23 protein-coding genes and 3 riboswitches are annotated in these 23,676 nt (G+C 33.4%); of the genes, 5 read left to right on the top strand and 18 right to left on the bottom strand.

All coding sequences use genetic code 11. The features are described 5' to 3' along the window. Position 1 precedes the first annotated feature (1 nt). The 10 genes from V5E38_RS03650 to V5E38_RS03605 all read right to left on the bottom strand — a co-directional run bounded on the left by V5E38_RS03650 (position 2) and on the right by V5E38_RS03605 (position 8,299). Positions 2–868, bottom strand: coding sequence for a lipase family protein (locus V5E38_RS03650; protein ID WP_499213506.1), 867 nt, complete (start codon positions 866–868; stop codon positions 2–4). A 130-nt stretch (positions 869–998) separates the two neighbouring features. Further along, positions 999–1,439 (bottom strand): ferritin family protein, encoded by a 441-nt coding sequence (locus tag V5E38_RS03645; protein WP_499212253.1) that lies wholly within the window; start codon positions 1,437–1,439, stop codon positions 999–1,001. 197 nt (positions 1,440–1,636) lie between these two features. Then, positions 1,637–2,062: a MarR family winged helix-turn-helix transcriptional regulator gene (locus V5E38_RS03640; RefSeq protein WP_499212252.1), complete on the bottom strand. Its 426-nt coding sequence runs from the start codon at positions 2,060–2,062 to the stop codon at positions 1,637–1,639. A 101-nt stretch (positions 2,063–2,163) separates the two neighbouring features. After that, the gene (locus tag V5E38_RS03635; protein WP_499212251.1) at positions 2,164–2,700 is read right to left on the bottom strand and encodes an NADPH-dependent FMN reductase family protein; all 537 of its coding nucleotides are present in this window, start codon (positions 2,698–2,700) and stop codon (positions 2,164–2,166) included. Positions 2,701–2,829: 129 nt separating this feature from the next. Further along, positions 2,830–4,734: an APC family permease gene (locus V5E38_RS03630; protein WP_499212250.1), complete on the bottom strand. Its 1,905-nt coding sequence runs from the start codon at positions 4,732–4,734 to the stop codon at positions 2,830–2,832. 116 nt (positions 4,735–4,850) lie between these two features. Continuing rightward, positions 4,851–4,985, bottom strand: a riboswitch (cyclic di-AMP (ydaO/yuaA leader). A gap of 130 nt (positions 4,986–5,115) precedes the next feature. Then, positions 5,116–5,304, bottom strand: a complete 189-nt coding sequence (locus V5E38_RS03625; RefSeq protein ID WP_499212249.1) for a hypothetical protein — start codon at positions 5,302–5,304, stop codon at positions 5,116–5,118. A 109-nt stretch (positions 5,305–5,413) separates the two neighbouring features. Then, on the bottom strand, positions 5,414–5,602 hold the full coding sequence (locus V5E38_RS03620) for a hypothetical protein (protein ID WP_499212248.1): 189 nt from the start codon (positions 5,600–5,602) through the stop codon (positions 5,414–5,416). 107 nt (positions 5,603–5,709) lie between these two features. Continuing rightward, entirely contained in the window at positions 5,710–5,898 is a 189-nt protein-coding gene (locus tag V5E38_RS03615) for a hypothetical protein (RefSeq protein ID WP_499212247.1), read from the bottom strand. Positions 5,899–6,271: 373 nt separating this feature from the next. Continuing rightward, on the bottom strand, positions 6,272–6,925 hold the full coding sequence (locus tag V5E38_RS03610) for a potassium channel family protein (protein ID WP_499212246.1): 654 nt from the start codon (positions 6,923–6,925) through the stop codon (positions 6,272–6,274). Positions 6,926–6,958: 33 nt separating this feature from the next. Beyond that, positions 6,959–8,299 (bottom strand): TrkH family potassium uptake protein, encoded by a 1,341-nt coding sequence (locus V5E38_RS03605; protein ID WP_499212245.1) that lies wholly within the window; start codon positions 8,297–8,299, stop codon positions 6,959–6,961. 196 nt (positions 8,300–8,495) lie between these two features. Here V5E38_RS03605 and V5E38_RS03600 point away from each other — a divergent pair, with 196 nt between their 5' ends. Then, entirely contained in the window at positions 8,496–9,746 is a 1,251-nt protein-coding gene (locus V5E38_RS03600; protein ID WP_499212244.1) for a cation:proton antiporter, read from the top strand. A gap of 46 nt (positions 9,747–9,792) precedes the next feature. Here V5E38_RS03600 and V5E38_RS03595 read toward each other — a convergent pair whose 3' ends face one another. The 7 genes from V5E38_RS03595 to V5E38_RS03565 all read right to left on the bottom strand — a co-directional run bounded on the left by V5E38_RS03595 (position 9,793) and on the right by V5E38_RS03565 (position 17,888). Beyond that, positions 9,793–10,161 (bottom strand): MerR family transcriptional regulator, encoded by a 369-nt coding sequence (locus V5E38_RS03595; protein WP_499212243.1) that lies wholly within the window; start codon positions 10,159–10,161, stop codon positions 9,793–9,795. 12 nt (positions 10,162–10,173) lie between these two features. Next, entirely contained in the window at positions 10,174–10,884 is a 711-nt protein-coding gene (locus V5E38_RS03590) for a Rossmann-fold NAD(P)-binding domain-containing protein (RefSeq protein ID WP_499212242.1), read from the bottom strand. Between the two features lie 181 nt (positions 10,885–11,065). Beyond that, positions 11,066–13,384 (bottom strand): histidine kinase, encoded by a 2,319-nt coding sequence (locus V5E38_RS03585; RefSeq protein ID WP_499212241.1) that lies wholly within the window; start codon positions 13,382–13,384, stop codon positions 11,066–11,068. Positions 13,385–13,441: 57 nt separating this feature from the next. Beyond that, positions 13,442–14,002: a potassium-transporting ATPase subunit C gene (kdpC, locus tag V5E38_RS03580; RefSeq protein ID WP_499212240.1), complete on the bottom strand. Its 561-nt coding sequence runs from the start codon at positions 14,000–14,002 to the stop codon at positions 13,442–13,444. A gap of 24 nt (positions 14,003–14,026) precedes the next feature. Next, the gene (gene kdpB / locus V5E38_RS03575; protein ID WP_499212239.1) at positions 14,027–16,066 is read right to left on the bottom strand and encodes a potassium-transporting ATPase subunit KdpB; all 2,040 of its coding nucleotides are present in this window, start codon (positions 16,064–16,066) and stop codon (positions 14,027–14,029) included. Positions 16,067–16,098: 32 nt separating this feature from the next. Beyond that, the gene (gene kdpA / locus V5E38_RS03570; protein WP_499213505.1) at positions 16,099–17,772 is read right to left on the bottom strand and encodes a potassium-transporting ATPase subunit KdpA; all 1,674 of its coding nucleotides are present in this window, start codon (positions 17,770–17,772) and stop codon (positions 16,099–16,101) included. Positions 17,773–17,810: 38 nt separating this feature from the next. Beyond that, the gene (locus tag V5E38_RS03565) at positions 17,811–17,888 is read right to left on the bottom strand and encodes a potassium-transporting ATPase subunit F (protein WP_088012318.1); all 78 of its coding nucleotides are present in this window, start codon (positions 17,886–17,888) and stop codon (positions 17,811–17,813) included. Between the two features lie 475 nt (positions 17,889–18,363). Beyond that, a riboswitch (cyclic di-AMP (ydaO/yuaA leader) is annotated at positions 18,364–18,505 on the bottom strand. A gap of 128 nt (positions 18,506–18,633) precedes the next feature. Then, positions 18,634–18,772, top strand: a riboswitch (cyclic di-AMP (ydaO/yuaA leader). A 115-nt stretch (positions 18,773–18,887) separates the two neighbouring features. Here V5E38_RS03565 and V5E38_RS03560 point away from each other — a divergent pair. The 4 genes from V5E38_RS03560 to V5E38_RS03545 all read left to right on the top strand — a co-directional run bounded on the left by V5E38_RS03560 (position 18,888) and on the right by V5E38_RS03545 (position 22,875). Continuing rightward, positions 18,888–19,265 carry a Na-translocating system protein MpsC family protein gene (locus tag V5E38_RS03560; protein ID WP_097975950.1) on the top strand — a complete coding sequence of 126 codons (378 nt, stop codon included), beginning with the start codon at positions 18,888–18,890 and terminating at the stop codon, positions 19,263–19,265. A gap of 42 nt (positions 19,266–19,307) precedes the next feature. Beyond that, on the top strand, positions 19,308–19,730 hold the full coding sequence (locus V5E38_RS03555; protein ID WP_499212238.1) for a CBS domain-containing protein: 423 nt from the start codon (positions 19,308–19,310) through the stop codon (positions 19,728–19,730). 286 nt (positions 19,731–20,016) lie between these two features. Beyond that, a complete protein-coding gene (locus tag V5E38_RS03550) occupies positions 20,017–21,390 on the top strand; it encodes an aspartate aminotransferase family protein (protein WP_499212237.1) in 1,374 nt (457 codons plus the stop codon). Positions 21,391–21,408: 18 nt separating this feature from the next. Beyond that, the gene (locus V5E38_RS03545; protein WP_499212236.1) at positions 21,409–22,875 is read left to right on the top strand and encodes a CoA-acylating methylmalonate-semialdehyde dehydrogenase; all 1,467 of its coding nucleotides are present in this window, start codon (positions 21,409–21,411) and stop codon (positions 22,873–22,875) included. 561 nt (positions 22,876–23,436) lie between these two features. Here V5E38_RS03545 and V5E38_RS03540 read toward each other — a convergent pair. After that, positions 23,437–23,658, bottom strand: a complete 222-nt coding sequence (locus tag V5E38_RS03540) for a hypothetical protein (RefSeq protein ID WP_499212235.1) — start codon at positions 23,656–23,658, stop codon at positions 23,437–23,439. Between the last annotated feature and the right edge of the window lie 18 nt (positions 23,659–23,676).

The following is a 23,676-nucleotide window of genomic DNA, read 5'->3' as shown; positions in this document are numbered from 1 at the left end:
ATTAACCACCACCTTTTTTAATGCAAGGTTTTGGACAATTACAAGTTCGCTGAAATGGAAAACACATTTCCGAATTAGGACAAAAATTAGGATTTTCATTACATAATTTGGTTGAATACTCAGGATTCAATTTACTTAAGTTTTTAAAATAGCATCCAATAGCATCATTTCGAGGTGTATTATTCAACTGGAAGGAAAGTGGATACTTTGTATTTACATGTTGATAATATAGCCCTTCTTCTGTAAAAGGAGGAGGATAAAATTTTTCTGGAAAAGTTGGAAAAGAATCATGAATATTAACGATTCTATTACTATACTTTACCTCCTGATTAAACCGATCAACAAAGTCCGGATCTCCTACTCGAGGACTACCGTAAGTATATACGTGTACATTTTTAAATTTTGAATTAACGATAATATCCAAAGTTGCTAACAACGCCAATGCTCCACCATAGTTATGACCTGTGATTAGTAGCTTTTTACTTTTTGAAAGTTTGTTTATCTCTTTAAATATTTTTTTCCTTGTCGATTGATAGATACATGTAAATCCACGAGATGTTTTCCCGCCATTTTCTACATAAGGAAATGGAACTTGTAGGATGTCATATGCTGCTATTAAATCTGCTGGATAAGCGGCATATCCTCTAAATGCAATCACAATATTTTCTTTCGACTCAGCAATAAAACCAAATATTTCATTAGTGGGATTCTCTATATTGACATCAGCATGAATGATATACTTTAACTTGTAGCCTTTCGGTAAGGTAACGGTTCCCTTTAGGAAAAGTATATATGTCTGATAACTGAATGCAGCAAGTAAAATCGCATTTTCGCTATTGAAACGATTCCTTTTTTCTGAGAGATACATCATTACACTTCCTCTCATTTATAGGCTGAAAGGAATTACTTTGTTTTGTCAGTATCTTTTTTATAAATAATTGGTGAAACAACCAGTACTTACCCCGATTCATTTAATGCTATTACTTGATCTCCCCAAACTAACCCAATTTATTTTTCGTAAAAAAATATAGGAACCATACAGCATGATTTTGCTCATCTTTTGCTGCTCTATTAAAAGCATGTTTTATGAATTGATTTGATGTTCCATCTGAAATGCTTAAGTAAAAATCCACAGTTTCTTGCTCATCCTTCAGTGCGAACTCCAAACCATCAATATACGTATTGGGACAATTTTCTGATATGTTAGCTTGTGGTTGTCTTCCGGTTAAACTAGTATAGATCGATACAAATTGATTGTAATGTTTTATTTCATCTTCCTTTATTTCTAGAATTATTTTACGTTCATTTTTATCCTTTGCCATATTCGCCAATTTTGTATAGCAACTAATTGCTGAATATTCACCATTTATCGCTTTTTCAATTTCATTCATTAATTTTTGATCTCTAAACAATTGACCAGAATTTTGATAAAAATACATAACATCATCCTTATTTATTAGGTTTAGTTATATTTTCATAAATTTATACCTCGTATATTGTATGACCCATTCTTAGATATTAAGAATATTTTTTAAAATTTTGAGGAATCCAGGGTAAGTAAATATTAATCTATTTATGTAAAATCATAGAAATAAAAAAAGAGCCTATAAACAGACTCTATATCTCACATCTTAAATTATTTTGCTGATTCAATTTGAATCGAAGCTTGAAAGGATTGTGAAGTAATTTGTTTTGCTAAATCCTCACCTAGTATTTCTGCATAGCGCTTATACAAGCTTTTCCAACACTTTTTTATTTCTTCTTGAATTGCTAATCCTTTATTTGTTAGATTAACTAATGTTAATTTCCCTTCACTTTTTCGCTCCACAAGTTTCTTTACTTCTAATTTTTCTACAAATCTTGTTGTAGTTGATGGGGCAATATGCAAAATATTACTTAATTCTGTTTGGGTAATATTGGGTTGTTCATAAACAGCCATTAATAAAAATGCATAAGTAGGGGAAATGCCAAGTGGAGCAAATTCCTCTTCTGCCATCTTATTCATTAATCTAGCCAAATGATTGGCAGAAAAGTATAAACAATTACTAAAATATTGTTCCATTTGCTCAGCTCCTGAATGATCTTATTTGTAGATACAACTTACAAAATAAAACAATGCTTTGTCAATTAGTTCATAAAACAACTGTAAAACAGCATTTATATTTAACGATTTCCACGCAAATTCGGATTTGTAATATATGAAGCTAACTCTTCGGCACTTTCTTGAAGTTTTTCATCTGTTAAATTCATAACTCCCTGGAGTAAAAATGAAGGTAAAAAGTGCATTCCACATAGGGTTGCAGTAGCTTGTAATGGACGAGTTAATTCACTCATCGAGTAATGATTAGATCCACCTGCTTGATACGCTTGTTCAGGTCCACCTGTCGAGATAGCAAGTATTAATTCTTTTCCTTTCAGTTTAGTACCTTCAGAACCGTAAGCAAATCCATAGCTTAACACAGAGTCTTGCCATTGTTTTAATATAGCTGGAGTACTATACCAGTAAAATGGGAATTGTAGTACAATCCGGTCATGATCTAATAATAACTGTTGCTCTTCTTCAACATCAATTTCAAAATTTGGATAGTGAGCATATAAATTATGAATCATAACTTCCTCTTGTTGGAGACGATTCATCCATACCTTATTAACTATTGATTGTTCCATATATGGATGTGCAACGATAACTAAAGTTTTCATATTAACTCTCTTTTAACTTCATTTGTTTGTGCATACAAATGATAATTGTATAACATAACTTTGGCAAGTATTTTTTACTTTGATATGTAAAATTAAAAAGCATGAAATTCAAAATTTCATGCTTTTTTTCTATTTTCTCAAATGATAAGGAACCGTCGTAACGACTACATCCTTTTGACTTATTAACCAAAGTCGAAGTAAAAGTGCCGTTTGATTGTGAAGAAGATTATGCCACCATCTCTTAGGGATAAATTGTGGAATCACAATTTGCACGTGACTATCAGGTTCATTACCTTCTATTAACTTAATAAATCTTGAAAGTGGTGCAAGTACTGAACGATACGGGCTTTTTAGAACGACTAAGCGACATGGATTACCCCACTCTTCCCATTTTTCTTCCATTTTCTCAATTGATTCATCATCAAATCCAACATAAACAGCGATCGGTTCTGTTGCAATCCCTTTTGCAAATGACAATGTATTATGAACAACTCGATGAGTTCCCGAAACTAATACAACTGTAATGACTTTATTTGCCTCCGGTTTAAATGAACTTAAATCGATCTTTAATTCGCTTGCTACATTTTGATAATGTTTATAGATCGCTAAAGAGAAGAATATAATTGTCGGAATTACGACTAAAACAACCCAAGCACCATCTACAAATTTTGTTACTGCAAAGATTACGGTAACAACAGAAGTTACAACTAATCCTATTACATTTATTGCTAATTTAACTTGCCATTTAGGCCCTTTTACTCGCTTCCATCTTCGTGTTAATCCTAATTGCGCAATTGTAAATGATAAAAATACACCAATTGCGTATAGTGGAATCAGTGCATTAGTATGGGCTTGGAATGCAATAATTAAAATACTCGCTGCTGCAGCAAGTGCGATAATGCCATTAGAATAACCTAAACGATCGCCTCTGTTTGTAAATCCCCTCGGTAAAAAACCATCCGCTGCTACGATTGCTGCTAATTGCGAAAATCCTGTAAAAGTCGAGTTAGCTGCCAAAATTAAAATAATAAATGTAAACCAAATGATTACTTGATATAAAATTCCGTGTCCAAAATACACCTTTATTAATTGTGATAACATTGTATCATTTGGATTAGGTGAAATCCCGTTTACATATAAATGATAAGCAAATCCTAAAAGAGTAATTGAAGTAATTACGCCTAATGCTATATATGTTTTAATCGCATTTTTTTGACGAGGTTCTCTAAAAACCGGTACTGCATTTGAAATGGTTTCTATACCTGTTAATGCAGAACATGCAGAACTAAATGCTTTCAATACAAGTAAAATACTTAATCCTTGTGGAACTGTACCAAACGTAGGTGTATGATGTTGTACAAATCCATTTTGGAATTCATCAAAGAATCCAGTAAAAATCAAAAGTAACATACAAATCATAAAGCCAAATGTTGGCCACGCAAATATTTTAGCTGATTCTGCAACCCCACGAAGATTGACAACTAGTAATAAAAAAACACAAAATATTGCTAATACTGTTTCATAAGGTGCAACTGCTGGGTAAGCAGATGACACAGCTTCAAGTGCAGCAGAAACTGAAACTGCAACTGTTAAAATATAATCTACTAATAGAGAGCTTGATGCTACGAGTGAAACCCATCGAGGTTTGAAATTGTCTTTGGCAATAGCATATGCCCCGCCACCACTTGGATAAGCTAAAATCCCCATTATATAAGAAAGAATTAGAATTCCTAATAAAAGAACAGTTGCTATTGTAATCGGTATGATATACCAGTGTGCTTTGGCCCCTAGACTCATTAATTCGGTCATACCTGCCTCTGGTCCATAAGATACTGATGAATACAAATCAGCTGCAAGAATCGGTAAAGCAATGAACCAAATTAGTTTATTGTGCTGCGCATGTATTTCTGCAGTTCTCATTGGTCTACCAATAAATACTCGTTTTACGCTGTTAAAATTTGCAACCGAGTAATAAATCCCAAAAATCGCTAAAATAAATAGTCCAATTTCTATATATTCGGACGGATGATGCATGATTCTCTCCCCTTTAAGAAACAAATAACATTGGCGTGTTACAGCCAATTCCCCAATTTTTTGCATACAAAAAAACACTAAACTTTACTTAGTGTTTAAAAAACAATACTAAATAAACCCCCTTCTTTAAATGCTTACGAGGTTAGCTGTCGGATTCGGGATTAAAGAATACCCCTACCTTTACAAAAAAGGATTCACCCCAATAAAGAAATGGTTCCCCCGCTCTTTTTAAGATTAAGCAACTATGATTTTGAATTAGAAAAATATAGAATTTAAATGTAAATATATAACTTTAGGATAAATTTGTAAATAGACTTTTACTAAAATTTACAATCGAATTTTTTTAATCTCAAAATAAGAGTAAACAAATTTACTCTATTATTAGCGTACTTGATTCCAAACGATTTGTTGAGACTTATTCGTAGCTAAAGTGTTCGTTAAGACGTTTTGCACTTCTGTTTGATTAAATGTAGAGATTTTTTTATTAGCATCTGACATATTCGTTTCGTACTCAGTCAGCAAAATAGTAAGTCCACATCCTACTACTAAAGATAAAATTACTTTTTTCATTTTGTTTTCTCCTCTCGATTTTTTCATATAAAAAAACCATGACCTTTGGCCGTGGTTTGACGTTTGTTTTTAAACGTAAGACCAACTAAAGTGGAAATTTCACGACTAATTAGCGTGCTTGATTCCAAATGATCTCTTTTGATTGATCAACTGCTACCATGTTTGTTAACACGTTTTGTACTTCAGTTTGATTAAACGTTGAGATCTTTTTATTAACTTCTGACTTATTCGTTTCGTACCCTGTCAGTAAAATAGAAAATCCACATCCTACTACTAAAGATAAAATTGCTTTTTTCATTTTGTTTTCTCCTCTCGATTTTTTCCATATAAAAAAACCATGACCTTTGGCCGTGGTTTGACGTTCGTTTTTAAACGTAAGACCAACCTCGGAAGTTTTGCGACTATTTATCGCGCTTGATTCCAAACGATCTCTTGTGAATTATCAACTGATAAAGTGTTTGTTAACACGTTTTGTACCTCAGTTTGATTAAACATAGAGATCTCTTTATTAACTTCTGACTTATTCGTTTCGTACCCTGTCAGTAAAATAGAAAATCCACATCCTACTACTAAAGATAAGATTACTTTCTTCATTTTGATTTCTCCTTTCTCATTTTTTCATATAAAAAAACCATGACCAAATGGCCGTGGTTTGACGTTCGTTTTTAAACGTAAGACCAACTTTATCATGTTAAAAATCACTCGTCAAATGGTGATTTTTGGAATTACTAATGTAAACGATTACTTACAAGTAATGATTTTTAAGACCATATTTTTGGTAATCGTTTACATTTATTTCAAGATTTAAAAGAAGTTTTTTTATACGGTTTAATTCCATTCTACTCATTAATAAATACCTTCATCAATGGTGGGGTCACTAGCGTAGTGACTCCAATTCTTTAAAATTAACTTTAATAATTTCTAAATTCCACTAAAAAAGTAATTCGCTGTAAACAGATTTATGCACTTAGTCAAGGTTTGCAAAACGATGTAAATCCCTATTTTCCCCAATCATTACCAATACATCTCCCTCATGTATAACCTCATCAGGAGAGGGTGAAATATTAACGACTCCTTGGGTTTTAATAGCAATTACCGTTAAATTAAACTCTACTCTTATATTTAATTCCTTTAAACTTTTCCCCACCATTTTAGACGGTAACTTAATTTCTTCTATACTGTAATTTTTTGCAAGTTCAATAAAATTTAAAACATTTGGTGACATTAGTTGGTGTGCAACACGTTCTCCCATATTCCTTTCTGGATAGATTACCCAATCCGCACCAACTCTTTTCAATACTTCACCATGCTGCTTATTTAATGCCTTTACGACGATTTTATTAATACTTAGATCATTTAACACTAATGTTGTCAAAATACTGGCTTGCATATCATTTCCAATCGCTACAATGACTGTGTCGAAATTGCCGATTCCTATTGCTTTTAATGACTCCTCATTTGTTGAATCTGCTATTACCGCATGGGTCGCTCGATCTGCAATCTCATTTATGCGTTCATCATTATTATCAATAACCAACACTTCATTTCCATGATCCAATAAAGTATTTACAATACCCGAACCAAATCTTCCAAGTCCAATGACTGCATATTGTTTTTTCATATAACATGCTCCTATAAAATCATTATGGTCTACTTACCCTATCATAATTTTTCCTTTCGGACGTTTAAATGGATCCGATTTTCTTTTTAAAGTGACGGCAAAAGCAATCGTCAATGGGCCAACCCTACCAGCAAACATGGTTAATATAATTAAAATTCTTCCAAGCGGCGTTAAATCAGGTGTCAACCCCATAGATAACCCAACGGTGCCAAAAGCTGAAGTTGCTTCGAAAAATATCATTAAGAAGTCTTTACCATGTTCGGTTATCGTTAAAACCAAAGTAACAACCATTACAATTAGAAGGCCACTTATTGTTACTGTAAGCGCCTTATAGATTGTATCGTACATTACCGTTCGATTAAATAAGACTACATCTTCTTTCCCTTTAACTTGAGACCTAACCGCTCCCAATAAAGTAGCAAATGTAGTAGTTTTAATCCCACCACCAGTAGAACCTGGGGATGCTCCAATAAACATAAGAATAATCGTAATAAAAAGAGTGGTTTGCGTTAAATCAGGAATATTCAATGTATTTGACCCTGCTGTTCTAGGTGTCACGGATTGATATAAAGAACCAAGTAATTTTCCTGACCACGATAATGGTTGCAATGTTTTTGGATTATGCAATTCCAATAAGAATATTAAGACAGTCCCTACAACCAATAAAATAATGCTTGTACGAAGAACAACTTTTGTATGTAAAGAGAGCATTTTAGTATGCTTGTATTCATATAGTTCGTTCATTACAATAAAACCAATTCCACCAAGTGTAATCAATAAACATACAACAATCGTAACAAGTGGATCAGCTACATAACCAGTTAGACTTTTAAAATCACCCATTAAATCAAACCCTGCATTATTAAAGTTTGAAATTGAATGAAATAGTCCATAATAGATAGCTTTTTTTATTGGCATATCAAAAGCAAAACGAAATGCTAACAAGATCCCCCCAACTAATTCAATGATAAAAGTAAAAATGAGGATTCTCTTCACTAAACGGACAATACCTGCAATCGATAAGTTATTTAAAGCCTCTTGCAGTAATAAACGTTCCTTTAAAGAAATTCTCTTCCCTAGAATAACAGCAAAAAAAGTTGCAAAAGTCATAAAGCCTAATCCACCTACTTGTATGAGTGTCAAAATAACTAATTGCCCAAATAAAGTGAATGTTGTTCCAGTATCCACTACCACAAGTCCCGTTACACAAGTAGCTGAAGTAGAAGTAAATAATGCATCTAAAAACTTAAGACCTTCACCATCCCTAGTTGCAATTGGAAGGGTTAGAAATATACTACCAATTAAAATAATGAGGGCAAATCCAGACACTAAAACTTTAGAAGGATCTAACGAAGGTTCCAACTTTTTATTCATAGTAGTACTACCTCTCTTTTTTGCCTAATTTTGAAAAGGAAATCTACTTCCCCCATTCAAACTTTCAACATTATAGTTCCCAATGAAGAAAAATTATAATTAAAATTATCCATAATAACGAAATAGTTAATAAATATTTCTAATACAACAAGGTCAATCTATGAGTAGTTGAAAAGTGTTGAGAGGAGCAATTTAATTGGAATCAAAGGTAATGAATGTCGTAGAACATCATTTATATATCATCGTTCTTGTATTAATTTTCGGACTATTAGCTATGAAATTAGCTGAAAAAATTAAAATACCTGATGTTGCTTTGTTTATGATACTTGGTATCATATTAGGGCAGCCTGGATTAAACTTAATTTCAATACCGAATGAATCTCCTGCTTATCAATTCATCATCGTTCTTGGATCTGTACTAATTTTGTTTGAAGGTGGTAGGGGCATTCAATTCTCAGTTCTAAAAGAAGTATGGATTACAATTTCCCTTTTATCAATTCTTGGTGTGATCATTACAGCCTCAGTCGTAGCCTTTACTGCATTTTATTTATTAAAAATACCCATTTTATATGCATTGTTGCTTGCCTCAGTTATTGCATCAACAGACCCAGCTACTTTGATTCCAGTCTTTAAACAAGTTAAAATTAGAGAAAAAGTTAAACAAACAGTAGAAAGCGAATCTGCTTTTAATGATGCAACAGGTTCCATATTAGCATTTACGATTCTCAGTGTTATTTTAGGGCAAACACAATTATCTATTACATCTAGTATATGGAGCTTTATTCGAGAAGCTGGGGGTGGAATTATAGTCGGAGTCGTTATAGGATTCCTTGCTGTTTTTCTTACTTCGGAGCATAGATGGGAATTGCTTCAAAGATTTAGTACAATTGTAAGTTTTGTCGCTGCAATCAGTTCATATCTTTTAGCTGGTTACATACATTCAAGTGGATTTATGGCAACTTTTACAGCTGGTCTGATATTAGGTAATCCTCAATTATTTCATTTTCAAATATCAGATAAAACGAAATCAACCGACGCTCATTTTTCAGATTCAACAACATTAATTATGAGAACACTTATTTTTATGCTACTAGGGTCCCAAGTAAATTTTCATATTTTAAGCAAATTTTGGTTACAAGGAATATTGATTGTTCTAATTTTCATGTTTATTGCAAGACCAATTACTGTTCTCATTTGTACATGGCCCGATCGAATTGCAAAATGGAAATGGAATGAAATTATTTTTATGTTCTGGGTACGTGAAACAGGCGTTATTCCTGCAGCACTTTCCGGGATGATTGTTGCTGCGGGAGTGAATTATGCAGACGAAATTACAACTGTCACTTTCATAGCAATATTAATGACCATTCTTATACAAGCTAGTACAACAGGTTTTGTTGCAAAAAAACTAGGCATAACAATTGAAAAAGCCGATGCAAATATTTAATTTCAATCCAATTAAAAAAGACAACTAAATCGTTGTCTTTTTAATTTTAATTACTATCATTAATCTCAAGTTCATATTTCGCAATTTTCCGCTGAATTTTCTTTAAATTTTCTTCTGTTTCCTTTATTTGTTCTAAAACATTTCTTTCTTGCTGTTTCATCAATTCTAAACGTTGTAGTAACGTTTCCTCTCCATTCATTGACCAATCAACAAATTGCTTTATTTTCTTAATAGGCATACCTGTGTTTTTTAAGCATAAGATCATCTCGATAAATTTAAGTGCGTCTTCATTAAAAATTCTGTCTCCACTTTCAGTTCTTTTTAGAAAAGGTAACAAGCCTTGTTTATCATAGTATCTTAATTGAGAAATTGTTAAGCTATTCAACTTTGCTACTTGTCCAATTGTATATTCCACTTACCCTCATCCTTACCAAGGCATAATTCCTTTTGCATTTAGAATTTTTCCATTGTAGTTTAAATTACTTACTGCATAGCCTGTGATAATTTTAGCACCTTCTGCAGATGTATTGCCTCCAGGTGCATTTCCGTTTAGATCTGTCGTTGTAAAACCTGGTGTAACACCAAAAATTTCAGGACCATTACTTCCAAATTCTTTCCCAAATGTAAGTGTTAATGAATTATTAGCAGTTTTTGAAGAATTATAACCAAGTATATTGATTAATGCAGTTTCTCCACGATCAAATAATGTTTGTGATGCCATATCTGTCGTAACATTAATAATTTTTCCACGTTCAGAGTTTTTAACCAGAGGTAAAAAAGTTTGAATCATTTGGAATGTTCCAAAGAAATTCACTTCAAATGCTTGACGTAAAGTTTCAAGTTTGATTTCACTTGGTAAAATATGAAAATCTGGTGCGATCCCTGCATTATTTATTAATAGATCTAAGTGGTCAGTTACTTTTGAAATATTATTTAAAGCATCCTGAATAGATTGTGTGCTAGAAACATCAACCTGAATAAATGTAATATTTGATAAACCTAAAGTCTGCACTGCTTTAATCCCGAGCTCTTCATTTCGAGCACCTAAAAATACATGATAATTTTCTTCCGCCAACTGGCGAACTACTTCTAATCCAATTCCTTTATTAGCACCTGTTACAAAAGCAAATTTTGTCATATTTATTTCCTCCGATTTATTATTTTGTTGCTTACTAATCAGAGATTACAGCCTAAACCTTACTTTAGGTCAAGGGTTTTAATATTAATTTTTTTAATTATGGTGACATTAATTCTAAAGAAATAAATAAAAAAGCATCAAATATAATCATTTCATGCTACAACTTTTGAAAATGAAACCATCATTTTGTACTTTGATCTGCAACTACTAAAACATCTAAATATCTTAACTCCCTTAACAGTCTTTGAACAATCGAACCTGTTTTTATTTCTTCCCATCTAGTACGAGCTGATTGTCCTATAATGACATGAGTCGTCTTTTTTTCATGGATGTTTTTTACTAATTCAATAAATAGGTGTCGTCGATCAGTTGTCTCATACAATTCAAAAGAACCACCTAATCGTTCAGTTAACTCTTTTAATTTTTTTAATAAAAGTTGCTCTCCTTCAGATATTTTACCCTGTTCTTTAACATAGGCTACATACAATTTAGCTTTTAGCCGATACGCTATTCGAAATCCTCTACGGATCAGTCTTTCACTATTAGATTTTAAATTTACACAAACGAAAATTACTTCCTCTTGTCTCCAAGGTCCTCTAAGTGTTAAATCTCGTTCCCAAGCTTCTAAGCGTTCATCTACATCATCAGCTACTTCTCTAAGCGCTAACTCCCTCAAAGCAATCAAATTTCCAGTTTTAAAAAAGTGATTTAGTGATTGTTCTATTTTTATAGGAGCATAAATTCTTCCTTCTCTCATTCTTTGCCTTAGTGCTTTTGGTGAAATATCAATTAATTCAATTTCATTGGCATCTCTTAGTATATTGTCAGGTACTGTTTCTCTAACTCTAACACCGGTTATTTGTTCGACACTATCGTTTAAACTTTCAACATGCTGAATATTCATAGTAGAAATGACGGAAATTCCAGCTTCCAATATTTCTTCAACATCCATATATCGCTTATTAAATTTACTCCCAGGGACATTCGTATGGGCAAGTTCATCTATTAAAACTACCTCCGGATTTCTTTGTATGATTTCCTCAGTATCCATTTCTTCTAAAGAAGTTTCTTTATAGGGAATGACTTTTCTCGGAATAATTTCTAATTCTTCTACTTTTTCCATTGTTTCTTTTCTACCATGAGTTTCAAGTAGGCCAATTACAATATCAATCCCTTTTTTCTTTAATTCATTTCCTTCCCTTAACATCGTGTAAGTTTTTCCAACACCAGGAGCAGCTCCGATATAAACTTTTAATGATCCTCGTTTAATTTTATGAATTTCCTGTTTCAGCTCTTGCGGACTCAACCGACGATATGGATCTACTATTTCTTTATTTACTTGCATTGTAGGAAGTACTCTTTCTCCATCTTTTTCCGCTCGATCGGCAACAATAAACACATCTATACTTTTAATTTTTCTTAGTATTTTATTAACAATAGAACCATTTATAATCTCTTCCCAACGACTCCTCTTTGATTGACCTAATACAATGCTTGTAATATTACTACTAATTGCAAATTTCACTATTTCATTTGCAATTGAATTACTATTCAATGGTAATTCTACAAAATCCCCTCCAACTTTTTCAACAAGTTTTATAATCGAACGTTTAAAAGTTAATTCATCATTTGTAAATTTTTTGTTAGGTGGTCGAAAACATACTACATGTAAATCTCCACCTAATCTTTTTGAAATTTGCTGACCTCTTCGTACTAAAATAGAACCATTCCAATGATATTGAACAGTAACTAATATTTTTTCCGATGCTCCAGATGGTCCTACTATACCGTGCTTTTCTCGATATTCATCAAGTTCATCATTCACTTCGCTAGCTATGAATCGAAGTGAAAGTTCACGAAGAACTGCTAAATTACTTTTATGTAATAATGAATGACGATTTATTTTTCCATCTTCTTTTGATCTTTGTAAAATAACTTCAGGAGTAACATCTAATAACTTTACTTCATCTGCCAATGACAAAGTATCTTCTGCCACAAATAAATTCCCCTTAACATTGCCACCGGTCAATTTCTCAGCTTCGTCATTAACTTCTTTTATTTCATATATATTCATCGTTGTAATTACGCTAATATTTTTAGATATTAAAAAATTAATATCTTCTAAACGGGATGGAAACATTGCACCTGGTCGATTTTGATGAGCCAATGAATCCACAAGCACTACTTCTGGATTTCTTGCTACAATTGCATCTAAATCTAAGTCTTGCTTAATTGATTCTTTTTCCTCCCAATTAATAGTAGGCATTTTTTCCAAACAACCAATTTGTTCAATCGTTTTCTGACGGTTTGTTACATTGATTAAACCAATTACAACATCAATTCCACGTTCTTTTAATACATTACCTTCTTGGAGCATGTGATATGTTTTTCCAGCACCACTTGCAGCACCGATTATGATCTTAAGTCTTCCTTTTTTGATATTCCGTATGGATTCTAACAATTCCTCAGGAGTTTTCCTACGAAACTGTTCATCGCTCAAGGTTTTTCCTCCTTTCTATATATATATATAGGGAAAAAGGAGAGAATACTCTCCCCTCTATCTTATTTTCTGTAAGTCTAAATTTAATTCTAATATATTCACACGCGGCTCACCAAATATTCCTAATTGACGATTTTTTGTATGCTGATTTATCAACGATATTAATTTATCCTCAGATATACCTGTTGCCTTAGCAACCCTAGGTACTTGCGCTTTCACTGCCTCTGGTGATAAATCTGGGTCAAAACCCGATCCAGATGTAGTGACTAAATCCGCCGGGATTGTTTTACCTAAATCACTATTGTTTTTTTTCAACTCATTTATTTTATCTTCTGTTGCTTTAACGTATCCTTTAGAAGCAACCGCCGCATTTGTTGCAGCTGAAGCAGTAGGATTATAGTTAGCTGCAGATGCTCTTGAATGAAACCATTCAGGTCCTTTAAATTCTTGAGCTAATAGTTTAGAGCCTGTAACTTTTCCATTTGATTCTATTAAACTACCATCTGCTTGTTTCGGGAAAATTACTTGCGCAACCCCCGTTGTAGCTAATGGATAACCTAATCCACAAATTAATAACAATACAATAGATGCTCTGATCGCAACCATAACTGATTTCACATTAAATCCTCCATTTCCAATGAATTAAACAAAATGCAATGTAGATACAAGCAGATCAATTAACTTAATTCCAATGAACGGAGCAATCACTCCACCAAGTCCATAGATTAATAAGTTTTTAGATAATAATTTATTTGCATCCATTGGTTTATACTTCGCACCCTTCATTGCAACAGGAATGAGGAGAGGAATAATGATTGCATTAAAAATTAATGCTGATAGGATTGCAGACTTTGGTGAATTCAATCCCATAATATTTAAATAATCTAATTGTGGTATTGCCATAATAAATAAAGCTGGAATTATCGCGAAATATTTCGCAATATCATTTGCGATTGAAAATGTTGTTAAAGAACCACGAGTGATTAACAACTGCTTACCAATCGCAATGACAGATAATAGTTTAGTAGGATCTGAGTCTAAGTCAATCATGTTAGCCGCTTCTTTCGCAGCCATCGTACCTGAATTCATCGCTAAACCAACATCAGCTTGTGCTAGAGCAGGGGCATCATTTGTTCCATCACCAGTCATTGCAACTAGCTTACCTTCATTTTGTTCTTTTTTAATAGCAGCAATTTTATCTTCGGGTTTTGCTTCTGCAATATACTCATCAACACCTGCTTCTCTCGCAATAGTTTCAGCTGTTAATGGATTATCTCCAGTACACATCACAGTTTTGATTCCCATTGCTCTTAACTCTTCAAATCGCTCTTTCAAACCTGGTTTTACAGTATCTTTTAAATAAATAACACCGTATATTTCATTATTAATTGCAACTGCAAGTGGTGTTCCTCCTGCTTTTGCTACGATATTTGCTTTTTCTTCAAGTCCATTAGGAATCAAGCCACCTTTTGCAGTTACAAATTTTTTAACTGCATCTACTGCTCCTTTTCGAATTTCAGTTCCATCTTTTAAATTTAAGCCTGACATTCTAGTCTCAGCTGTAAATCCAATAATTTCTGCATCTATATATTCATTTTCATTCCAACTCACCCCATTTTTATGAGCTAACTCCACAACTGAACGTCCTTCTGGTGTTTCATCTTTTACAGATGATCTTAAAGAAGCAAAAGTAACTTCTTTTTCTGTTATTGTTCCAACTGGAATGAATTCACTCGCCATTCGGTTACCAAATGTAATTGTTCCAGTTTTATCTAAAATCATCGTATCAATATCTCCAGCAGCTTCAACAGCTTTACCAGACATCGCTAAAACATTAAATTGTGTAACACGGTTCATCCCTGCAATACCGATTGCAGAAAGTAATCCACCAATTGTAGTCGGGATCAAACAAACGAGTAAGGCAATTAAAGTTGCTACATCTATTGAGACATTTAAATAATTAGCAATTGGTACAAGTGTCATAATGACGATTAAAAATACTAATGTTAATACAGCTAATAGAGTAGTTAATGCAACTTCATTCGGTGTCTTTTGACGAGCAGCTCCTTCAACTAATGAAATCATACGGTCAATAAATGATTCACCAGGATCAGTTAAGATTTTAACAATAATATAATCTGATACTACTCGAGTACCACCAGTTACAGATGAAAAATCTCCACCTGCTTCTTTAATTACTGGTGCAGATTCACCAGTAATAGCTGATTCATCGATGGAAGCTAAACCTTCAATAATTTCTCCATCTGAAGGAATAATTTCGCCTGTATCAACTCGAACGATATCTCCTTTTCTTAATGAAGTTGATGGTACTTCTATATATGATCCATCTTTTTGTTTTAACTTTGCATTTGTTTCTGATTTCGTTTTTCTTAACGTATCTGCCTGCGCTTTTCCGCGACCCTCTGCAATTGCTTCTGCAAAGTTTGCGAAAAGGACAGTAAATAATAGAATCAAGAATACCGCAATATTATATGGTCTTCCAACTGTACTAATTCCAAATATATCCGGTTTAAAAGAAAGTATTAAAGTAATAAAAGTACCCACTTCAACTATAAACATGACTGGATTTTTTATCATAACAAGTGGATTTAACTTTTTAAATGAATCGATGATTGCCTGAGTTTTTATCTCTTTTGAAATAGGCTTATTTTCTATAGCCATATGATCAATCCCCTCTTTCGTTATGATTGCTACTATTTAAACATTCCTAAATGTTCAGCGATTGGTCCTAGTGCAAGTACTGGGAAAAACGTTAATGCACAAACGATTAAAATAATCGCAATTAAAATAACAGTAAATAAAGGTGTATCTGTTCGGAATGTTCCAGACGTTACTGCAACAGTTTTCTTAGTAGAAAACGATCCAGCAATTGCTAACATAGCAATAATAGAAATATATCGACCAAATAACATAACTAATCCGATGACGATATTATAAAAATCAGTATTAGCTGTTAATCCACCGAATGCCGATCCATTATTCGCAGCTCCAGAAGTAATGGCGTATAACACTTCAGATAAACCATGGAACCCGGGATTTAATATAGAAGAAACTGGTCCTTTTAAAGCCAATGCTAAAGCAGTTGGAACTAAGATAATTAAAGGATGTGTTAAAATCGCAATGGATGCTAGTTTAATCTCTTTTGCTTCAATTTTCTTTCCTAAAAATTCTGGTGTTCTTCCTACCATTAACCCACATATAAAGACTGTTAAGATTACATATAATAAGCCATTTAATAATCCTACACCTTTACCACCGAACACATTATTTAACATCATTTCAGCAAGTGGTATCATTCCACCAATAGGCGTTAATGAATCATGCATATTGTTAACTGATCCAGTAGTGGCAGCAGTCGTAACGGCTGTAAATAAAGCTGATTCAGAAATTCCAAATCGAACTTCTTTTCCTTCCATATTCCCATGAATACCAAGTGCTTGTAATGCTGGAGTACCATTATACTCTGCAACAAATACCGCTGTAAGAAGCCCTATAAACAAAATGCCCATTGCAGCAAATACTGTCCACCCTTGTCTTTTGTTTTTAACCATTACACCAAATGCATAAACTAATGAAGTTGGTAAAAGCATCATACATACAATGTGAACTAAATTTGATAAAGGAGTAGGATTTTCAAATGGATGAGCAGCATTTGTACCAAAAAACCCTCCACCATTCGTTCCTATATGTTTAATTGATTCAAGTGCAGCTATCGGTCCTCTAGTAATTACTTGTTTAACCCCTTCAATTGTTGTTGCATCTACGGTACCTTTTAAGGTTTGTGGCACACCTTGAAATACTAAAAATAGGGCAACTATAAACGATATAGGTAAAAATACACGAGTAATTGAACGAATTAAATCAACATAAAAGTTTCCTAGATTATCTTGACGCCCTACTAATCCCCTAATAAATGCGATAGCAACCGCAAAACCAGTTGCCGCTGAAGTGAACATTGGGAATGTAATAGCCATCATTTGTGAAAAATATGATAATGAATTTTCACCACTATACGCTTGCCAGTTTGTATTTGTTATAAAAGAAGTTGCTGTATTGAATGCCAAAGCTGATGGCATATTACCTATGTGATCGGGATTAAAAGGCAAATATTTTTGAAATCTAAAGATTGCGTATAAAATTACCAACATGACAAAGTTAGAAAGTAACATTGCCAAAACATATTTTTTCCAACCCATTTTTTCATCTTCTCTTACACCAATTAATCGATAAATTAATCTTTCAAAAGGTCCAAAAAAGCGATCTAGCCCTGTTTTTTCATTGTCATATACTTTAACAAGGTAGCTACCTACTGGCTTAACTAATAAAACGATAATCAGTAGTGTAACAACTACTTGTAAAATCCCCATCGACATTTAAAAACTCCTCCCAAATGTTAAATTAAATACTAAAATTTCTCTGGTTTAATTAATACAAAAACTAAATATAGAATAAGAACGATCCCTATTATTGCTGGAATAAGCATTTAATTTCCCCCTTACGCTTTTTCGCAAAATATTGTAAATACCCAAAATATTGAAAAAACGATAACCATTAAACTCACCATTGTAAGATCATTCATCACTGCAATTCCCCTTTCTTCAATCACTAATTTCATTTATTTCATGTTTTCCAGCCTATTTCTGAACAATAAAAAAGACCAATGGATACTAATCCTCCAACAAATTAACTAAATTTAAAGGGCTATAAACAAAAACAATCATGTTTATCCCTAATTAAGTTTTAGTTAATTGAAATTTGGAAGAAAAGTATTCATTGGTCTACCTAACACCTAGCTAGCATAAAGCTCTCTTTGTGTTCTGTCTCCCTAATCTTTTCTATAAAACATCCAGAATTTACCATTTAATAACAAAATAAAAAGACCTACTTTATTATTTGCTCAGGTAATTTTACTGCAAAAAAATGCAATAAAAAAACCCGCTCAAATTAGGCGGTCTATTGACCTCCCTCGCTTTAGCCTACGAAGTTAGCTGTCGGGTAGGATGGCGAAAGAGTATCTCATCCCTTCTACATTCATGTAAAATTAACCCCAAAAAATTGGTTCCTCCGCTTACGATAATCGTAATTAAGCCGATATTTATTTTGCTGACTTGATTATACGGCGATGTTTTTTTCATGTAAAGAGTTTTTTTTAAAAATTTTTTTTGTAAAAATTTATTCCTTTACAATTTTCTTTATCTCTGTATTATATACATATCTACAAAATAAATTTGCTGTAATCGCTAAATCGCAAATTACGAGCGGGGGAACCATTTGTGCATTGCACACGGGGTGAATCCATTAAAGGTAGGGCTACTTTTCAAGCCCGAATCCGTCAGCTAACTTCGCCAGCGTTTGAAGAGAGCAAAACTTATTCGTGTTATTAGTATTTCAATATACTTTCCATTGAAATAAATAACTACGAGAAGATTGCTCTTCTTGTGGCTATTTTTTTGTTTTAATTAACCGTATGGGAGAGATATTAATGATAACATCGAAAAAAAAGCTTGAAATCGAATTAAGTGAGGCATTTATAAAATTCCAAAGAGAGCTAATTGGAAGAGGTCCGCAAGAAGCTAAAACATATATAGTTGAAGATATGATCATCCTTCGATTTAAAGGCGTTTTAACAACAGAAGAGAAACACTTAGTTTCGCATGATACAGGAAAAAGTCTTGTAAAAAAAATGCGCCAAGTTCTAAGAGAAATGTACAGTAAAGAATATGAAGAAATAGTTGAAAAACATACGGGATGTAAGGTTCTATCTAGTCATAGTGACACAAGTACAAATACTGGTGAACGTATTGAAGTTTTTATAATGGATCAAAATATTAATAAATTACTAGATGCTAAGTACAACTAATTAATATTTGGAAATATTAAAATCAAGTAAGGAGTACGAAAAATGAATATCGCGTTTTTCTTTACCCCCAAAAATGAACTTGTTTATATGAATATCAACTCGACAATGCGTCAAGCTCTTGAAAAAATGGAGCACCATCGTTTTACTGCAATTCCTTTAGTTGATGATAACGGCAAATATGTTGGCACACTTACTGAAGGTGATTTATTATGGAAATTAAAAAATACGGAAAGTTTATCTTTTTCTAATACAGGAAAAATAAATCTAAATGAAATTTCCTTGCATAATGTTTATGCACCAGTCTCCATCAATGCACAAATTGAAGATTTATTTACAAGAGCAATTAATCAGAACTTCATTCCAGTAATTGACGATCATGAAGTTTTTATTGGCATGGTAAAGAGAAGAGAAATAATTGAGTACTGCAGTAAGAAATTGTTAAATGAAAATCAAATTTTAGACTAGGACGTTAAAAGAGCAACTACACTAAATATGTAGTTGCTCTTTAATTTTGAAGAGAAGATGAAAATATCTCGCTCTTAAAGAGTTCATGAGCAACTAAATATGCTTCATCTTGAATTCTTCTCACCCATAAAAATTCTTTCATTTATATGCCATCACCAATAATCAATAGAATACATAATCTAACAATTTGTCTAATCGTATTAGGATAATATGGTCTATTCAGTAATATTAATTAATAAAGAGAGTTTTCAATTAAAATAGAAAGCTGAAAGTTGGTGACAAAATCATGAATGATAAAACTGTAAAAGTAACCGATTCTACCTCGCTATCTAAGGAAGAGCTCCTTGATTTAGACCAAAAATATGTTTGGCATCATATGTCGCCTCACAATCCTAATCCAATGGTTTTAGTATCCGGAAAAAACAGTACAGTCACTGATATTGATGGTAAAAATTATTTAGATGGTATGTCAGGTTTATGGTGCGTGAATGTAGGCTACGGTCGTGAAGAAATCGGCAAAGCTGCTTCTGAACAAATTCAAGCCATCCCCTATGTTCCAATGTCTCAAGCAAATGTTCCTTCTATCTTATTAGCCGAAAAGTTAAATGAATGGCTTGGTGGAGACTATCGTATTTTTTATTCGAATTCCGGATCTGATGCAAATGAAGTAGCTTTTAAGATTGCTAGACAATATCATCAACAAAACGGAGAGCCTTTACGTTATAAATTTATATCAAGATATCGTGCATATCATGGCAATTCGATGGGTGCTTTAAGTGCTACTGGTCAAGCTAACCGAAAAGTTAAATATGAACCTCTTTCTTCAGGTTTCCAGCATGTAGCACCACCTTATTGTTATCGATGCCCTTTTGGTAAAACGTATGGAGATTGCGACATCCAATGTGCAACCGCAATAGAAGATGTTATTACTTACGAAGGTGCTGAAACGATTGCTGGGATTATAATGGAGCCAGTTATTACAGGTGGAGGAGTTATTGTCCCTCCTGCCGAATACTTAACAAAAGTTCGAAACATTTGTGATAAATTTGGTATTTTGTTAATTGTTGATGAAGTCATATGTGGTTTTGGCCGCTCTGGAAAACAATTTGGACATCAAAACTTCGGTATAAAACCAGATATCGTCACAATGGCTAAAGGAATGACAAGCGCTTATTCTCCTCTTTCAGCAACTGCAGTAAGTAGCGATCTATATGAAGTATTTAAACAACCAGGGACAGATAATCATTTTCGTCATGTTAACACATTCGGAGGAAATCCAGCTTCATGTGCAGTTGCACTTAAAAACCTAGAAATTATTGAGAGAGAAAATTTAATAGAGCGTGCTGCCTATTTAGGTGAAGAGCTCCGTAAAAAAGTAGATAGTTTACTAGCTTATAAAAATGTTGGAGACATCCGAAGTTTTGGCTTTATTGCAGGAATTGAGCTTGTTGAAGATAAAAAAAGTAAAAAACCTGCTAGTCCAGAATTAGTGTTAAAAATAATTACTGAATGTAAAGCACAAGGATTAATAATCGGTCGAAACGGAGATACGGTTCCAGGCTATAATAATATCCTTACACTTTCTCCTCCATTTACAACAACTGATGAAGAGCTTGATTTTATCGTAAATACTTTAAACAAAGCATTCTCAAAACTATAATCGTACGGGGTGATATTCATGTCTACACAAACTAATATAAAGGTTATAAAGAATTTCATAAATGGTGAATGGATCGAAGCTTCACCAAATGCCAAGACAATTCCAGTTCCAAATCCTGCTACTGAAGAAATACTAGCATTTGTACCTCTCTCAACTAAATCAGATTTAGAATCCGCTGTAAAAGCAGCTAAAAAAGCTTTTATTACATGGAGTAAAACCCCTGTTCCTAAAAGAGCAAGAATACTATTTTCATATCAACAATTGCTAATTAAACATTGGGATGAACTTGCTAATCTAATAACGATTGAGAATGGTAAAAGCTATACTGAGGCTTATGGAGAAGTTCAACGTGGAATTGAATGCGTAGAATTTGCTGCCGGTGCGCCAACATTAATGATGGGTAAACAATTACCTGATATTGCAACAAATATTGAATCGGCGATGTATCGATACCCTGTTGGTGTTGTTGGGGGAATAACGCCTTTTAATTTCCCAATGATGGTACCTTGCTGGATGTTCCCACTAGCGATTGCATGTGGAAACACGTTTATCTTAAAGCCTTCAGAACGTACTCCACTTCTTGCAAATCGTTTAGCAGAAATCTTTACCGAAGCAGGGCTTCCAAAGGGTGTATTTAATATTGTTCATGGAGCACATGAAATTGTAAACGAGTTACTTCAAAACAAAGATGTTCCTGCTATTTCATTTGTAGGTTCTCAACCTGTGGCAGAATATGTGTATAAAACTACATCTGCAAATGGTAAGCGCGTTCAAGCTTTAGCTGGTGCTAAAAATCATAGTATCGTTTTACAGGATGCAAACTTAGATGAATCGGTCAAGCAAATCATTACAGCCGCATACGGTTCAGCAGGTGAACGTTGTATGGCATGCTCAGTAGTCGTAGCAGTTGGCGATATTGCCGATCCTTTAATCGAAAAGTTAAAGATAGAAGCGGATTGCATTACGATTGGAAATGGACTAGATGATGATGTATTCCTAGGTCCGGTCATCCGCAAGGAACATCGCGAACGAACGGAAAAATATATTGAATGTGGAATTCAAGAAGGTGCAACTTTATTGCGCGATGGACGAAATGATATAATTCGAAAAGAAAAAGGTTATTTTATTGGACCAACAATCTTTGATAATGTAAACCCATCAATGAAAATTTGGAAGGAAGAAATATTTGCACCTGTGCTTTCGATCGTTAGAGTTGAATCATTAGAGGAAGCGATTGAACTTACAAACAAATCAGACTTTGGAAATGGGGCTTGTATCTTTACAGATAGTGCATCAAGTATTCGATATTTCAGGGAGAACATTGAAGTCGGAATGCTTGGTGTAAATATCGGCGTGCCAGCACCAATGGCTTTCTTCCCATTCTCTGGTTGGAAAAACTCTTTCTATGGTGACTTACATGCAAATGGTGCAGACGGTGTCGAGTTCTATACAAGGAAAAAAATGATTACGAGTAGATTTGAGTAAATATTATTGTGGCTTTTCTATTAGTTAAGGTAATTGACTAATGGGAAAGCCTTTTTAATTAGAAAAAATCGCATATCCCGTAAGTAGTTACGGATTAGATGCGATTTTTCATTCATTATTGATTTATGAATCATTTAATGCGGGACGTTCTGTTTAGCTCGATCATTGTAAATACGTTTAAAAACAGACCAATATTGCATCATTTTTAATGAAAAGTAGCAAAACTAGCTTATTTAAACCTTTTAGAACACTCCATTTCAAGGTAAATTGCATTTTTGCCATTTTTATTTGTGATTCCGTCAATTTAATTACGATTTACGTATTTTAATTGATTCGGCCATTTTCTTTGCGATTCTAGGATTTTAATTGCATTCGTCAATTTTATTTGCGATTCTCTAACTTTAATTGCAGTTCGCCGCCCATTTCATTTGCGATTCTCTAACTTTAATTGCGATGTGATCATTTCATTTGCGATCCTCATTAATTGCGATGCGATCATTTCATTTGCGATCCTCTAAATTTAATTGTGATGCGACCAATTTAACTGCGATTCACTAATTCTCACAAATGAATCCCAAACTGCTGAATAATCAACGATCCAAAATACTTCCGTGTATCAGCATTCATTATATGAAGAGTGATAAACTGCTCCTCTTCATCTTGGTTTTCAAAGTCAATATAAGCACCGTCTAGCGTTTCTCTAACATTTTTAATCTTGTAGCCTTTTTTTATAAGGGAATCTATTTGATTTCTCTCAATTAAAAACTCCTTATATGTTGACATTAGCTACTCATTCCCTTC

The sequence above is a fragment of the Rossellomorea sp. GAMAL-10_SWC genome (genome assembly GCF_049568075.1).
In the GTDB taxonomy this organism is placed as follows: Bacteria; Bacillota; Bacilli; order Bacillales; family Bacillaceae_G; genus Gottfriedia.
This window is presented reverse-complemented; position numbering and strand designations above follow the sequence as displayed.

What these genes read in the sequence shown, in the direction of transcription:
- V5E38_RS03650 (WP_499213506.1), bottom strand. Translation starts at nt 868, where the DNA reads ATGTATCTCTCAGAAAAAAGGAATCGTTTCAATAGCGAAAATGCGATT.
- V5E38_RS03645 (WP_499212253.1), bottom strand. Translation starts at nt 1,439, where the DNA reads ATGTATTTTTATCAAAATTCTGGTCAATTGTTTAGAGATCAAAAATTA.
- V5E38_RS03640 (WP_499212252.1), bottom strand. Translation starts at nt 2,062, where the DNA reads ATGGAACAATATTTTAGTAATTGTTTATACTTTTCTGCCAATCATTTG.
- V5E38_RS03635 (WP_499212251.1), bottom strand. Translation starts at nt 2,700, where the DNA reads ATGAAAACTTTAGTTATCGTTGCACATCCATATATGGAACAATCAATA.
- V5E38_RS03630 (WP_499212250.1), bottom strand. Translation starts at nt 4,734, where the DNA reads ATGCATCATCCGTCCGAATATATAGAAATTGGACTATTTATTTTAGCG.
- V5E38_RS03625 (WP_499212249.1), bottom strand. Translation starts at nt 5,304, where the DNA reads ATGAAAAAAGTAATTTTATCTTTAGTAGTAGGATGTGGACTTACTATT.
- V5E38_RS03620 (WP_499212248.1), bottom strand. Translation starts at nt 5,602, where the DNA reads ATGAAAAAAGCAATTTTATCTTTAGTAGTAGGATGTGGATTTTCTATT.
- V5E38_RS03615 (WP_499212247.1), bottom strand. Translation starts at nt 5,898, where the DNA reads ATGAAGAAAGTAATCTTATCTTTAGTAGTAGGATGTGGATTTTCTATT.
- V5E38_RS03610 (WP_499212246.1), bottom strand. Translation starts at nt 6,925, where the DNA reads ATGAAAAAACAATATGCAGTCATTGGACTTGGAAGATTTGGTTCGGGT.
- V5E38_RS03605 (WP_499212245.1), bottom strand. Translation starts at nt 8,299, where the DNA reads ATGAATAAAAAGTTGGAACCTTCGTTAGATCCTTCTAAAGTTTTAGTG.
- V5E38_RS03590 (WP_499212242.1), bottom strand. Translation starts at nt 10,884, where the DNA reads ATGACAAAATTTGCTTTTGTAACAGGTGCTAATAAAGGAATTGGATTA.
- kdpB (WP_499212239.1), bottom strand. Translation starts at nt 16,066, where the DNA reads ATGGCTATAGAAAATAAGCCTATTTCAAAAGAGATAAAAACTCAGGCA.
- kdpA (WP_499213505.1), bottom strand. Translation starts at nt 17,772, where the DNA reads ATGGGGATTTTACAAGTAGTTGTTACACTACTGATTATCGTTTTATTA.
- V5E38_RS03565 (WP_088012318.1), bottom strand. Translation starts at nt 17,888, where the DNA reads ATGCTTATTCCAGCAATAATAGGGATCGTTCTTATTCTATATTTAGTT.
- V5E38_RS03560 (WP_097975950.1), top strand. Translation starts at nt 18,888, where the DNA reads ATGATAACATCGAAAAAAAAGCTTGAAATCGAATTAAGTGAGGCATTT.
- V5E38_RS03555 (WP_499212238.1), top strand. Translation starts at nt 19,308, where the DNA reads ATGAATATCGCGTTTTTCTTTACCCCCAAAAATGAACTTGTTTATATG.
- V5E38_RS03550 (WP_499212237.1), top strand. Translation starts at nt 20,017, where the DNA reads ATGAATGATAAAACTGTAAAAGTAACCGATTCTACCTCGCTATCTAAG.
- V5E38_RS03545 (WP_499212236.1), top strand. Translation starts at nt 21,409, where the DNA reads ATGTCTACACAAACTAATATAAAGGTTATAAAGAATTTCATAAATGGT.
- V5E38_RS03540 (WP_499212235.1), bottom strand. Translation starts at nt 23,658, where the DNA reads ATGTCAACATATAAGGAGTTTTTAATTGAGAGAAATCAAATAGATTCC.